The sequence below is a fragment of the Lactobacillus kullabergensis genome, assembly GCF_003151025.1.
GTDB classification, from domain to species: domain Bacteria; phylum Bacillota; class Bacilli; order Lactobacillales; family Lactobacillaceae; genus Lactobacillus; species Lactobacillus kullabergensis.
In genome coordinates this window covers 1,670,229-1,682,970 of the sequence record NZ_CP029477.1, presented here as the reverse complement: position 1 = coordinate 1,682,970, position 12,742 = coordinate 1,670,229, and the positions used below count along the sequence as shown (strand labels likewise).

At 35.1% G+C, this 12,742-nt stretch carries 13 protein-coding genes; 8 read left to right on the top strand and 5 right to left on the bottom strand.

Annotated features, from left to right (window positions below; genetic code table 11):
* Position 1: 1 nt before the first annotated feature.
* Positions 2-478: a threonine/serine exporter family protein gene (locus DKL58_RS08020; RefSeq protein WP_045928612.1), complete on the top strand. Its 477-nt coding sequence runs from the start codon at positions 2-4 to the stop codon at positions 476-478.
* A gap of 173 nt (positions 479-651) precedes the next feature.
* Here the strand turns inward: DKL58_RS08020 and DKL58_RS08015 are convergent, their stop codons facing one another.
* Positions 652-1,362 carry a C39 family peptidase gene (locus DKL58_RS08015; RefSeq protein ID WP_109586739.1) on the bottom strand — a complete coding sequence of 237 codons (711 nt, stop codon included), beginning with the start codon at positions 1,360-1,362 and terminating at the stop codon, positions 652-654.
* Between the two features lie 99 nt (positions 1,363-1,461).
* Complete coding sequence (locus tag DKL58_RS08010) at positions 1,462-3,039, bottom strand: multicopper oxidase family protein (RefSeq protein WP_109586738.1); 1,578 nt, start codon at positions 3,037-3,039, stop codon at positions 1,462-1,464.
* Between the two features lie 359 nt (positions 3,040-3,398).
* On the opposite strand from DKL58_RS08010, the gene DKL58_RS08005 reads away from it, so the two are divergent.
* Both DKL58_RS08005 and DKL58_RS08000 read left to right on the top strand, forming a co-directional pair.
* Positions 3,399-3,941 carry a hypothetical protein gene (locus DKL58_RS08005; protein ID WP_109586737.1) on the top strand — a complete coding sequence of 181 codons (543 nt, stop codon included), beginning with the start codon at positions 3,399-3,401 and terminating at the stop codon, positions 3,939-3,941.
* A gap of 122 nt (positions 3,942-4,063) precedes the next feature.
* Positions 4,064-4,684: an LVIS_2131 family protein gene (locus DKL58_RS08000; RefSeq protein WP_045928608.1), complete on the top strand. Its 621-nt coding sequence runs from the start codon at positions 4,064-4,066 to the stop codon at positions 4,682-4,684.
* 145 nt (positions 4,685-4,829) lie between these two features.
* On the opposite strand, the gene DKL58_RS07995 is transcribed toward DKL58_RS08000, so the two are convergent.
* Both DKL58_RS07995 and DKL58_RS07990 read right to left on the bottom strand, forming a co-directional pair.
* Complete coding sequence (locus DKL58_RS07995; RefSeq protein ID WP_109586736.1) at positions 4,830-6,365, bottom strand: O-antigen ligase family protein; 1,536 nt, start codon at positions 6,363-6,365, stop codon at positions 4,830-4,832.
* Between the two features lie 109 nt (positions 6,366-6,474).
* On the bottom strand, positions 6,475-6,789 hold the full coding sequence (locus DKL58_RS07990; protein ID WP_109586735.1) for a DUF2187 domain-containing protein: 315 nt from the start codon (positions 6,787-6,789) through the stop codon (positions 6,475-6,477).
* Between the two features lie 94 nt (positions 6,790-6,883).
* Here DKL58_RS07990 and DKL58_RS07985 point away from each other — a divergent pair, with 94 nt between their 5' ends.
* From DKL58_RS07985 to DKL58_RS07970, 4 genes are all read left to right on the top strand, one after another.
* Positions 6,884-7,438 carry a guanylate kinase gene (locus tag DKL58_RS07985; protein ID WP_109586734.1) on the top strand — a complete coding sequence of 185 codons (555 nt, stop codon included), beginning with the start codon at positions 6,884-6,886 and terminating at the stop codon, positions 7,436-7,438.
* 85 nt (positions 7,439-7,523) lie between these two features.
* Complete coding sequence (locus tag DKL58_RS07980) at positions 7,524-8,117, top strand: C40 family peptidase (protein WP_233560917.1); 594 nt, start codon at positions 7,524-7,526, stop codon at positions 8,115-8,117.
* 201 nt (positions 8,118-8,318) lie between these two features.
* Positions 8,319-9,050: a C40 family peptidase gene (locus tag DKL58_RS07975; protein WP_109586732.1), complete on the top strand. Its 732-nt coding sequence runs from the start codon at positions 8,319-8,321 to the stop codon at positions 9,048-9,050.
* Between the two features lie 154 nt (positions 9,051-9,204).
* Entirely contained in the window at positions 9,205-10,119 is a 915-nt protein-coding gene (locus tag DKL58_RS07970; RefSeq protein ID WP_109586731.1) for a C40 family peptidase, read from the top strand.
* Positions 10,120-10,252: 133 nt separating this feature from the next.
* On the opposite strand, the gene hflX is transcribed toward DKL58_RS07970, so the two are convergent.
* Complete coding sequence (hflX, locus tag DKL58_RS07965; RefSeq protein WP_109586730.1) at positions 10,253-11,533, bottom strand: GTPase HflX; 1,281 nt, start codon at positions 11,531-11,533, stop codon at positions 10,253-10,255.
* A gap of 476 nt (positions 11,534-12,009) precedes the next feature.
* Between hflX and DKL58_RS07960 the strand changes: the two genes are divergently transcribed.
* Positions 12,010-12,729: an L-ribulose-5-phosphate 4-epimerase gene (locus tag DKL58_RS07960; protein ID WP_109586729.1), complete on the top strand. Its 720-nt coding sequence runs from the start codon at positions 12,010-12,012 to the stop codon at positions 12,727-12,729.
* Positions 12,730-12,742: the final 13 nt, after the last annotated feature.

Sequence of the window (12,742 nt, the reverse complement as noted above, 5' to 3'; positions counted from 1 at the left end):
AATGCCTTTTTGGTTAGAAATAGTAATTAATGTTGCTTTCGCCTATTTGGCTTCAGCCTGTTTTGCATTAACAATCAATGTCCCAAGACGAGTACTTAATTTGGCCGGCGTGAGTGGAATTATTAGCTGGATTATTTATTGGCTGTCAATGAGAGCGTCGATGGGTCGGTTATTATCCAATTTACTTGGCTCTTTTGCGATTGGTATTTTAGGGATAGTTTTTGCCAGAATGAAAAAATGCCCGGCTACAGTTTTTTATATCCCTGCGATTGTGCCTTTAGTGCCAGGTGTTCCAGCATACCAGGCTGTGCGTGAATTAACATCCGGCAACCTTAGGGGTGCAAATGATGCAGTTTTAAGAGTAATAATTGTCACAGGATCAATTGCTTTGGGGATGCTTTTATCAAATATGTGTGTGGAAATTTTCTTCAGAATAAAAAAATTTTACAAACGTTACTCAGATAAGTATAATAATTAATGCGAGTCGACAAAAACGCGAGATGCGTATTTGTGTGAGGACACCCGCCTTAAGTGGCAGGCACGGGAAGTGCTGGTGATTGACCAACCTGATGTGAACAGAAGTAGTCACCTGTTAATTTTAACGGGCCTCGATTTGAAAAAGAGCAGATTCTTAATTGAATCTGCTCTTTTTTATTTTAAATATAATGCTTGTTTACCTTGCTGGTTATAACTTTTTTCCAGGTTTTTCCAAGGTATTTTCTTATTTTTATGACCAAAGGGATCATTAACGTAAACGATTCGTGCCTTTTTATCAAAGCCGGTAATAACGCAAGCGTGTGAAGACGGAGTCACATGAACTTCACCTTGAGCTGTCTGCCACGTTTGCATGTCGCCAACATGATTAAAATTGGTGGTAGTAATAATTAAAACTGGATGACCATCAGAAACCAATTTTATTACTTGGATAAAATCATGGTTCGTGAAATTCTTAATACGACTAGTGTACTTTAGTCCGACTTGTTCTAGCGGTTCATTATAAACGCACCAGCCAGCATTAGCCTGACTCATATAGCCAACAAAGCCAACATGAGGGTTGCCGCGGTATTTGCCATCATCCGTATATGAAGAAACGTGCTTAATATTCTCTGAGAGATCGAGTTTATTAACTTTAACACCATAATAGCGCAAAAGCATCGAAAGAGAAGTCACTTCGCAGCCGTTGGGCAAATCCGGATACTGATTTTCTAAAGGAACATCTAACTTCTGGGATGATTTCAAGGTTAACCAATCATAGCGGTCTTTAACACCTGTAGAATTAAAGATTGTATAGACTAAACCTAGAGAAAAAATAACCAATAGTAATATCAAAATAGCTTTAAAGGAAAATCTTTTCTTTTTCATAAAGCTATTTAAACATAGGATGATTATTAAAAGCAAAAAATCGCTCAAATTAATGAGCGATTTTGCTAAATTTTATTTTTTCTTTATTGAAAGCGGTAATTAGTGGTGAGTTGCGCTTGATAAAGCATCAAGACTGTGATCTTCACCTTTAACTGCCATACCTTCAACGTCCATTCCTGGGCAGAAGACTTCGTCTTCAGGTACTCCTCTTTCTTCGGCGAATGCCTTAGTCAAAGTTTCCATGTCCATCAAATGATATTTCTTGTCTGGTTCTTTTGGATCAACTATTTGAATTTGAGCCATCATACCAGCGTCTTCATGTTCAATAATGTGGCAGTGGTACATGAACACACCTGTGTTTTGGAAGTAAACCTTTATGCGAACCGTTTCTTGAGGTGCTACTTCGATAGTGTCTTTGTAAACGCCTCTTTCGTTTGGATATGGTTCTTTACCGTTGCGTGATACAACCAAGAAGTGGGCACCGTGAGTGTGGAATGGGTGCAACATGCCGTTAACTTTATCGTTTGTGTTAGTTACATCCCAGTACTCAGCATTCATCAATTCCTGCTTCATGTCAATTCTTTCCATTGAGAACAACTTGCCGTTGATCATGTTGTGGTTGTCCATAGTAACATGAGGAATTGGTGAGTTAGGGTTAACAACTGGATCGTATGGTTTGAACAATGTGTCAGGAATTACGCTGTCATCTTTTTCATAGCTGTGAATTCTGAATTCAACCAACTTGAAGTCATCAGTGTAAAGGTTGACAACATCGCCTTCTTTGTAATTGCTGAAATCAACAACTACTTGTTGACGCTCACCTGGTCCAATTAAGACTTTAGTCAATTTAACTGGGTGCTCCAAGAATGAGTCATCGCCGGCGATTTGGGTCATTACCAAATCATCGCTGAAGTGCAGGCGCCATTCACGACGGTTGGAACCACCTAAGAAGAGCAAACGTACTTTTTGGGTAGTGACATCAACGTATGGACGAACGACACCGTTGATAATTGGAGTATCACCAAAGATACCCATTGCGTTGTAGTCTGCCTTGTAGTCAAATTGATTATCTTCGTGGAAAATACGGTCTTGTAAAATAATTGGGAACTCGTCCTTGCCGTATGTCTTAGGAATTGGCAACTTAGCTTCGTTGGCGTCAGTAATAACGACACCCATTGCCAGACCCATCCAAACTTGCATGGCTGTTGATGGACATGGGTGAGCATGAAGCCATGTTAAGGCTGCCGGTTGCTTAACAGTAAAGTCAATATGCTTTTCTTCACCTGGATAAACTGGTGAGTGGCAAGCACCATCATTACCAGGACCTTGAAGTTCCATACCATGCCAGTGGTATGTAGTTAATTCTGGCAAGCTGTTCTTCAAAGTTACGTGAACGTGTTGACCTCTGGTCAAAACCATAGTTTTACCAAGAACTGGGAAGTTGTAGCCCCAAGTATGAGTCTTTTTACCTGGCAAAAATTGGAAGTCACCTTCTTGGGACTCAATTGTGTACCAAACATCATTGTTTTCTTGTTTATCAGGCTCTAATACTGGTGGAACAATTAAAGGTTGAGCTTCAACACCTTCAGGAATATGAAGATCCTTGTATCCCATTTCGTGATTTTTATCAAAATCTTCGGAATTATAGAAATAATCTGTGTAAACTTTATCTGACATATTCGTCTACCTTTCAGTTAAAAAATTTAGTGAAAAATTTTTAGTTACATGTTAAATTTACTCTATGTGAAAACGCTTGTAAAGTAGATATGGCCAAGTTTTTTAAATAATAATTTATAAAAACGCTTTTTTAAAATTTTATAGAGCAAAGTGTTATTTAATATTAGCAAAAATTCTGCTTTAATAGTGGTTTTCTATGGATAAAAACGGTTTTTAGATATTTTAAATTAACATTGACTAGCAAAAGTGTTTTTTAAAAAATATTTTTAAAAGAAATAAAAAAATTGTTTTTAAACAAAAATTTGAGTATCGTATAAAAGACTGATAAAAATTAATAAATTTAGATAAGGGTTTTTAATTTGAAAATAAGCTTAAAAGATTTAACTGCAAAAATAGAAAAACAAGATTATATTGAAGACTTAGAAACTGTTAAATATGCAGACATTAGCAAGTCAAAAGCTAGAATGCATGAGCTGGCGACTAAATTAGTTACAGAAACTAGAGCAGCACTTAAACATAGTTCATTAAGTCATGTTGCACTTGAAATAAGCGGACAGAGGCCTGTTGTCTTTGCTTTGGAAAGCAATATCATTAATTTGCCTTATAGCAATTACAAAAAGATCGCTAATTTCTTCGAAGAAGGTAAAGAATATCCTGTTGCTATATATTTTGAGACACAATCAGAATATTTGAATGCATCAGGGTTTAGAATTGATCAAATAGCGACAGAAGAAGAGATTGAACAAAATCAAGCAGAAATTGCAGATAGACTGTCAGATGCAATGCAGGAAAAAATTAAGCAGGTCCGTGAATATCAAAAGACTTCATCTTCGACCAAAAAAAAGCCTGCCACTAAAAATACTGCAAAAACTAAGAAAACTACTACTAAAAAGACTAAATAAAAATATTCAATTTTTAACAGGTAAAAGTTTTTTAATTATTGCGTTAATAATACTATTTTTAAGCTCAGCTATTCAAAAGATACTTTTTACAATATAATGGAAAAAGAAGCAGGAGGTCCGTTATGGTTAGCTGGAATCTACTTGGAGTTTTGTTATGGGTAATTGTTATTCTTTATTTAGTTTTTGTTGTGCAAAATATTCGCAAACGCCGAATTACTATGATTATCAAGAAGCACAGGCAGTTTAGCTGGCCAAATTTTTTAATCGATATTATTGAAGTGGTTGCTTTAATAGTAGGTATTGTATGGTTGTTTAACAAAACTATACTGGACAATCCTGACCTTGAGGATACAAGTAAAATTACGTCGCATATTACTTACGAACCTATTGTCATGAACACCGGGGAAGGTAATTCAAGTTACGTTACGATTAATTCGAAAAAGAAAAGAATTAGCACTCAGACTTTTACCTATTATAGACCAGGTAAGAAGATCAAAGTATCCAGCGATTTTGCCACTGTTGCATATGGCAAAAGTCCCTTAGACCTTAATGCTGCAAAAATTCCGTATGATAAAAAAGAACTACAGAAAATGGACCGTAAGTATCAACGTGCTTATGTTGCAATTTATACGGCCGATTATAAAAAGGTATGGCAGAATGGCATTGGTATGCATGCTGGTCATAATGCGACTCGCTACTATTTAATTAGAATTCCAGATTCATCATTTATCAAAGAGAAATAAAAAATAAAATTTAAGCAACTAACTTAGTTTAAACCCCGAAATTGGATAAATTTCGGGGTTTTCTAATGGTCAAAAAAGTTAATAAAGGTAAAAATAAAGGGACCGAGTCCGATAGCGACATGAGCCCCTTAATTAAAATTGAATCTTATGATAAATTCGCAATTTTGTATTGTATTGCTTCCTTTTTACGAACTTGAACCAGGAGATTTCCTTCGACAAAAGCGAGAATAAAGCTGGCAGTCAAGAAGTCGACTACATTACCAGAAGAAAAGGCAGCTAGCAGAATGAAGCCACTGGCAACAATTAAAGAACTGACTAAATAAGTGCGTGCTGACTTATATCTTAGCCACCTGTATGCTCCATAAAATAAAACTGCCACATATGGTCCGACAAACAGGAGCATTCCGAGCCAGCCTAAAGAATATATTTGGGCGGTAAAATCGCGTTCTAAATTAAAAATATTATTTTCTCGAATGTACGAAATGCCCAAAAATTTATCTAGCTTGTTGTTATTGATTTTGACTACTTGATTAAGCATTGCTTTTTCAATATGGCGATTTTCCATCCGCGCTTGACCCGGTTCATTCATAATTTTGAGCCAAAATTCTGGATCATACTGGTACGGGTAACTTTTGAAAACAAACTTGGGATTGAGAGCATATTCCTGATAATTTTTCTTAATGAAGTAACGTAAAAATTCAGCTCTTTTTTCGCCACTGGGATATTTTTGTAAGCCCGCAGCCAGCTCCTTTTTTTCATCAGTTAAGTCGTGGTCAGATTGTTTGGCTAAATAAATTTCATAATTGTAACGCTGAATTGCAGGGCCAAAAGGCAAAATCACCAGAGATCCTACTTCAATTAGGACTGCAACTAAAAATGCCTTACCACCGTTTTTTACATCTTTAATCAAATATTTATGTAGACCAAACAGGATAAGACCAATAATTATGCCACCAATTAGGCCAATTGCTGCTACTTTAGTACCAATCTCGATCATTGCCAGAGCTTGCACAACATTTAGCAAAACCGTATGCCAGCTAAATGAAGTAAAAAGATAGTAGAGCATGAGCGGTAGCAACATGAAGAGAACGGCCGATATCATATTGGTAAAGTTGAAGAAACCTTTAGAAGCCATATGGGAATAGCCAATATTAGGATTAAAAAACCATTCAAAAATATTGGCACTGATAGTTCCTGTTTCATAAGATTTAAGAGAAATAACAAAAAGATTGGAAAGAACGATAGTGCCTGAAAAAAGTCCTGAAATACCTTCAATTACCAATTGCAGTTGTTTTTGACTAAAATTTAATTCATTAGTTAAATAAAGAACTGTTAAGGGCAGCATCATTCTAATTAAATAAAAGATTTCCCCACTCGCAGTATAGCCGTAATTGTTGGGGCTGACACTGGTAAAGTGCTGCACGTGCACTAAATGAAGTGCTGAATAGATGGCTAAAAGAACAATATAGAATAGCAGCAATTTTTCCTGTGATAGTTTCTGCCAGGAGTTTTTCGAGCTAAAGTAAAGACAAACCAGTACAGCCACAGCCAAAATACGGATAATTGTGGGCAAAGTAAATGGTAAAATATTGGCCAGAGTACCATGGTAAAACCAATATAAATCTAAAAACGGTTGTATTAAAATGAACCAAAATAAGACATTTCTTGCTTTTTCTTTCACTTTTTTCTCCATATTATAAATATTTTCATGTTTTAATTTTAGGCAAAAACGCAGCAAAAAAAAAGAGCAGTGAATCTTTATTCACTGTTTCTTAATTAAAAAATAGCTGTTAATCTTTTTTCTTGTCAGTATTTGCTTTCTCTTTGGCAGCTTTTTTAATTTTTTCTACTTTAACATCACTTTTGGCCAATGCTTGAATTTCTTTGATCTTCTTTTTAGGAATGCTTTTCAAGTTTTTAAAATTCACTACAATTTTTTGATTAAGATCACTAACTGCAGTTCTGTCAGTAGGATCATAATCAATGATTTTTAGCAGGGCAGAATTTTCGTAAATTTTTTCTACTTTACCTAAAAAAGGTTTGTTCAGTTCTTCTTCAGATTTAGCGCTAAGAATGTCATCTGCTTTCACATCTGCTTTTTTCATAATAAGTTTTACTTCCTCTCTTACCCATGTTTCATTATAATAGAAAGATATTATTATAAAAGCGAATTGTTTTCAAGTAAAGGAAGCCTGGATTTTGCAAAAATTAATTTTAATTGCTGGCCCCAGTGGTGCAGGCAAAACTACTGTTTCAGAATACTTAGCAAATAAGTTTGATATTCCCAGAGTCTTGACTCATACTACCAGGCCAATTAGACCAGGAGAAAGCCCAGAGGGATCTTATCATTTTGAAACTGATGCCAGTTTTAAAAAACTGCATTTTTTTGAGCACGTTAAATATGGCTCATATCAATATGGTTCGAGCAGAGAAGCATTAGAGAAAGCCTGGCTGAACCATGATGTAGTATCCTTGATTGTTGATATTAAGGGAGCTGCTTCATATTTGGCTGCAATCAATAAGCAAGTTTATTTTTTATATATTACTACCAGCTCTAAAGAGATGCTTGCTGAGCGTTTATTAAAAAGGGGTGATGATCCGCATAAAATTAAAGAACGATTAAGTGGCAGCGAGCTAAATGTATTACCTGATAACTTGAAAAAAGACGCTCACATATTAATTAATGATAACTGGCAGCAGACTGAAAAAGAACTCCTTACCATTGTTACAAGTCTTAGAAACTCACCGAACTAATTAAATTACTTTTGTAAAAAATACCCGTTTCAAAATAAAATTCTTAACGTTTTGTAGCTCATTTGAAACAAATGTGTAACATTAAATGAGTATTATAGAAAATGTCGAAGAAATAGGGCGAATGATTTCTAATTATCATTTGTTGGAATTAAAAAGTTTTGCTTATGAACTAGAAAAGAGTTTAATTTTGAAACACGGACACTCAAAGAGATTAGTTAAGTTAATAACTTTCATTGCTTTGTTTTTCACTAGTACAACTAGTGTAACTGTAGTTAGTGCTGCCACTGCAAATGATGTCAGTGCCAGTAGTGTAACTAAGAAACGGACAGCTGTAGCTAAATTAGCCAAAAAACAGGTAGGTAAAGGCTATGTATACGGTGCTACAGGTCCTTACTCTTTTGATTGTTCCGGTTTAGTACAATATGTGTATAAAAAAGCTGGAGATAAAACTTTACCAAGAACCACTTATTCTCAAGTAGCACAGGGTAAAAAGGTTTCATTAAAAAAATTAAAGAAAGGTGATTTGCTTTTCTGGGGTTCTTCTGTTGCACCTTATCATGTTGGCATTTATGTTGGAGATAACCAATTTGTTCATGCAGCTACCCCAAGTCAAGGTGTTTTAAAGCAATCAATTAGTGCCTATTTCTATCCCTCCGCTGCTAAACGCATCTTAGATTAATTAAACTCTAGTTCTATATTTTAAAAATTATAAAATTGCAGATATGCTCTTTCAAGTATAGTGAAGTTGAAAGGGCTTTTTTACTTACTGGTATTATTATTGTAACCTTATTGTAACAATATGCGAGTAAAATTGATTTTGTAACATAGAAATAGAACTTAATTTTTAAAAATTTGATGTGAATACGGGGGGATTTTGATTTTGAAAGTTAAAAGTAATTTAGTTAAATTTACTACTGCTGCAGCTTTGACTGTTACTGGATTTGGCATTGCAAATGCAGTAAATACCAACTCTGTGGCTACTAATGTTAAGGCTTCTACAAACAAGTTAAAAATCAATTATGTTCCTGGATACGGCATTAATGTGTGGGATAATTATGAAAATCCTACTTTTACTGGTAAAAGAATTAAGCACGGTAAAACAGTGAGCATTTTAAGCAGTGCAATTGATAAAAAGGGAAATACTTGGTATCAAATTGGTGAAAAACAATGGATTCAAGCTCGATATACTGTCAAGCCGGGAGTCAAAATAGCAAAAGTTCAAGCCAGAACTGTCAAGAAGAAAAGTGTAAAACAAGCTGAAAAAGTTGTTGATTTGGCAAAAGCCGAGGTTGGTAAATCTTATGCATGGGGCGGAAACGGACCGCAAGGTTTTGATTGCTCTGGTTTAGCTCAATATGTTTACAGCAAAGCTACTGGGGTAAACTTAAGCCGTACAACTTATTCACAAGTTAAGCAGGGCAAGAAAGTTTCAATGCAAAATTTAAAGCCCGGTGACCTTCTATTTTGGGGTTCATCAACAGCTCCATATCATGTGGGTATCTATGTTGGTGACAATCAATATGTACATGCTGCTACTCCGGCTCAAGGGGTTGTAAAAGAAAATTTAAGTTCATATTTCTATCCATCAGTTGCAAAACGTGTTCTTGAATAAGAATAAGTTTGAAATTTAAAACACTTAGAAAATCTTCTAAGTGTTTTTTTATTGCTAATTGATTGGTGTAACTTGATTAAAAATCTGAAGCGTTTAAAATAAAATTGAATACTAATTTTTGATCACATTAAGCTATTGAAGGAGAACTGATTTGATGAAGCGTAATTTTTGGAAAATGGGTCTTGCTGCGGCATTGACTCTAACCGGAATTGGTGTGGCTTCACCGCAGAAAGCTGTGGATGCTGCTACATTAAAAGTCCCAGTCAAGAGGATTCAAATTAGTTGTTTACCAAATAAAGATGTCAAGATATGGACTAATTTTGAGGGGGGACAACTAATAAGTTTTCGTGCTAAAAATAAAAGTAAGTGGAATGTTGCTAAAACTGCAGTGGACCGCAAAGGTAAGCTATGGTATATGATTGGTGACAGTGAGTGGATTGAAGCTCGCTATACTGAAGATCTAGAAGAAAAATCTGATGCTAAAACTGCTCGTGAACAAGTAAAATCTGTTGCCACAAAAAAGAAAGATAAAAAAATAAAGCCTAAAAAGGCATTAAAAGTACCAAAAAAGCAAAAGGTTCAAAAACAAAAAGTAGTGGTTCCTAGTTTAAATAATGTTATTAAAAAGAAGAGTAATAAAACTACCGTAAATCCAATTAATTTAGGTAATAAAACTGTTTCTAATAATTCTTCAAGCGATACTTCAAGACGTGCACAGGCTGTAGTCAATTTAGCTGAAAGTCAATTAGGCAAAAGTTATGTCTGGGGTGGCAATGGACCAGATAGCTATGATTGCTCTGGTCTGGTGCAATATGTTTATAATCAAGTTGGTGGTGTGAAATTACCTCGTGTAACGACTGATCAAGTGAAGGTTGGGCAAACGGTGTCAATGAATCAATTACAACCCGGAGATTTATTATATTGGGGTTCGACAGAGGCGCCTTATCATGTTGGCATTTATGTTGGAAATAATCAGTACGTCAGTGCCGCAACACCGGAACAAGGCGTTGTATTACAAACAATCAGCTCATATTTTTATCCTTGTGTAGCAAAACGTGTTCTTCTCTAATTTACAAGCAAAGTTTATGATTAAATTGATTTCAATATGATTTTCGAAAATCAATTTATATTAAAATAAAAGATTCTCATATCGAAGTGAGAATCTTTTTTATTAGTGTTAGTTTTCTATCATTTATTTTAGTTTAGACAATATAACTGGCAAAATGTGCTTGTTCTCTAGGTGAGAGCCTCACAGCAATATGAACACCATCATTTTGATATGTCTCTGTTAATACTTGGGCATTTTCATGTAAATAGGATAAAATCTTTCCTGCGGATAAAGGCAATAACAAATTGATTTTTTTATAATTGGTAAAAATTCGTTTTGTTATTAAATCAGCGAGGGTTTCAATAGATTTAGTGTCAACTGCAGAATATAAAATGCCGCTGCCTTCAATTTGGGGATAATTGCGTTCCGACTTGTCAGCCTTGTTATAGGCAGTTATTATTGGAGTGTTTTTGACACCAATTTCATTAAGCACATTTTGTGTAGTGCGAATCATTTGAATCATATTAGGATCTGAAGCATCAACAACGTTTATTAATAAGTCGGCATCTTTAACTTCTTGCAAAGTAGCTTTAAAAGATTCAATCAAATTATGAGGTAATTTAGAAATAAAACCAACTGTGTCTGAAAGAATAAAACTAAAATTATTTTCTAAGTCTATTCTGCGTACGTTTGTATCTAATGTGGCAAATAACATATTTTTCACAAAAACTTGTTTATCGCTATGTTTGGAAAATTCTTTTAGCAGTCCATTCATGGTGGTTGATTTGCCGGCATTGGTATAACCAACAAGTGCTACTTTTGGAATATGGTTTTGATTACGCCTTTTGGCTTTGATTTGTTCCTGCTTATCAATTGCTTGCAATTCCCTTTTTATAATAGAAATTTGTTTACCAATAGTGCGCCGGTTCAATTCCAGTTTGGATTCACCAGCACCACGGTTGGCAAAGCCGCCGCCAGTTGAGCCACCATTACCGCGTTGCTGGTCTAAGGTATTTTCTGATGGGTGCAAACGTGGCAATTCATACTGCAAGCGTGCCAGTTGAACCTGCAGTTTTGCTTGCTTAGTGCGTGCTCTACTTGAAAATATTTCTAAAATTAATTCGGTACGATCAATTACTCGTAATTTAGTTAATTTCTCTAAGTTCCGAATTTGAACCGGCGTCAATTCATCATTAAGTACTAGAACTTTTGCTTTTAAACCATGTGCCATATCCTTAATTTCATTGATTTTTCCTAAGCCAAAATAAGTGCCAGCTATTATATGTTCCTCATTTTGTCGAGCTTGTCCTACAACCTCCATGTTTGCAGCTTCTGTAAGGTTAGCCAGTTCACTCATGTAGTAGTCAAAATTAGGATCATTTAAATTGGCTCCAGCAATAAATGCTTTTGTTTTACGTGGAGTATTTTCAATCATTTAATTCTCTTTCTGTAAATAAATTTATTAAGTGGTATTTCTCAAAAAAATTAAAAATTATTAATCCTCATGTTTCGTGCTTCTTTCGCGTCTATGATAGTTTAATTTTAATACAAATCGCTTTGTTTACCAAAAAGAAGAAGTAAAGTTAAAAAATAAACAATTAGCCTTTTGATAATGATATTACAAATTATTGCTTTTGTTGGACTTATCATTAATATAAATAGCTGCCTCATTTAAAAATGTAATTAATATTTTTGTACTGCGTTTTTGCTTAAAGGTAACAATATTTTATTTAGAAAAAGAAAAGCTAAATCAAAAGTAAAAAGCACATTCTAAAAGATGTGCTTTTTTGTTGTCAAAATCTCTAGTTAACTGATTGCACCAGAAATAATAGTTAATCTTGACTTTTGCTTATTCAGTTGTCGTGCTTGAATATTGGTTGAGAACGATTACATCTAGAAAGAGGCTAAATAATGCTGGAACAATTAAAAAAAGAAGTTTATGAGGCCAATATGCAGTTACCCCAATTGGGTTTGGTTACCTTTACTTGGGGCAATGTTTCTGGCATTGACCGTGAGCAGGGATTGTTTGTAATTAAACCTTCGGGAGTTGAATACGACAAATTAACACCTGCGGATATGGTAGTAGTCGATTTAGCCGGTAAGGTAGTTGAAGGCAAGCTGAATCCATCAAGTGACACTCCAACTCATACATATTTATACAACCACTTTCCCAAAATTGGCGGCATTGTTCATACTCATTCTCCGTGGGCAGTAGCTTTTGCGGCAGCAAAAATGGATATTCCGGCACTCAATACTACGCATGCCGATACATTCTACACTGATGTTCCTGCAGCTGATGCACTGAACAAAGAAGAAATTGCAGCAGACTACGAGTGCAATACAGGTAAGACAATTGTCCGCACTTTTAAGGAGCGCAACCTTGACTATTTAGCAACTCCTGCTGCTTTAGTTAGTCAGCATGGGCCGTTCTGCTGGGGGTCAACGCCAGACAAGGCAGTATATAATGCCAAAGTTTTAGAAGTTGTCGCAGAAGAAGATTATCACACTTTGCAACTAACAAGAAAAAACTGTGAACTGCCACAATACCTGCTTGATAAACATTATTACAGGAAACATGGGGCTAATGCTTACTACGGTCAGACTAGTGCGAAATCTTTTTCTCACAATTAAAAATTACCGAATA